The 845-nt window shown below is 47.1% G+C and carries 1 protein-coding gene; it reads left to right on the top strand.

What is annotated here, in order from left to right; genetic code table 11:
- Window positions 1-707: IS21-like element helper ATPase IstB (istB, locus tag VT06_RS16860; RefSeq protein ID WP_046555493.1), on the top strand; the 707-nt coding region annotated here is incomplete at its 5' end.
- Between the last annotated feature and the right edge of the window lie 138 nt (window positions 708-845).

The following is an 845-nucleotide window of genomic DNA, read 5'->3' as shown; positions in this document are numbered from 1 at the left end:
TAGCCGATACAGCCGCCGGTAAAGAGAGTTCACTGGCTGACTTCCTTGAGCAACTGTTGAACGTTGAACTAGAAGCTAGGCAGCAACGCACACGAGAAACCCTGCTTAAGTTCGCTGGGTTACCGGCGATTAAAACCTTCGCTGATTATGACTTTAAGTTCGCAACGGGAGCGCCTAGAAAGCAATTACAGGAACTCACCAGCCTAGCTTTCATCGAACGAGCAGAGAACATCGTTTTGCTCGGGCCTAGCGGCGTCGGTAAAAGTCATCTTGCGTTGAGCTATGCCTATCAAGCGATTCAGAAAAGTATAAAGGTACGCTTCATTACCGCTGCAGATCTGATGCTACAACTCGCGACGGCCAAAAAACAAGATCGGCTCGAGAGCTACATCAAGAGAAGCGTGCTTGGCCCGCGGTTACTGGTTATTGATGAAATCGGCTATTTACCTTTCGGCCGTGAAGAAGCGAACTTGTTCTTTAACGTGATTGCCAAGCGCTATGAGCATGGCAGCGTTATCGTCACCAGTAACTTGCCGTTCTCGCAGTGGTCAACCGCTTTTGCTGACGACCAAACGCTGACAGCGGCATTACTTGATAGGTTGTTGCATCATGCGCACATAGTACAGATTACTGGAAATAGTTATCGATTACGAGGCAAGAAAACAGCAGGAATAGTGCCGGTAATGAACAACAAAGATCACGAATAAACCGCTAAGGGTGGGTCAATTTTACTTTGCCACTAAGTGGGTCAAAATTAGATTACCGTTGACACACAGCTCACTGAATTATTTACCGCCAGCTGAGTACGCAAAGCAGGTGGCATAAAAACTGAAATCTCATTGAAG

Source organism: Arsukibacterium sp. MJ3 (genome assembly GCF_000987765.1).
In the GTDB taxonomy this organism is placed as follows: domain Bacteria; phylum Pseudomonadota; class Gammaproteobacteria; order Enterobacterales; family Alteromonadaceae; genus Alishewanella.
Note: the sequence above shows the minus strand (reverse complement) of the source record. Positions and strands in the feature narration are given on the sequence as shown.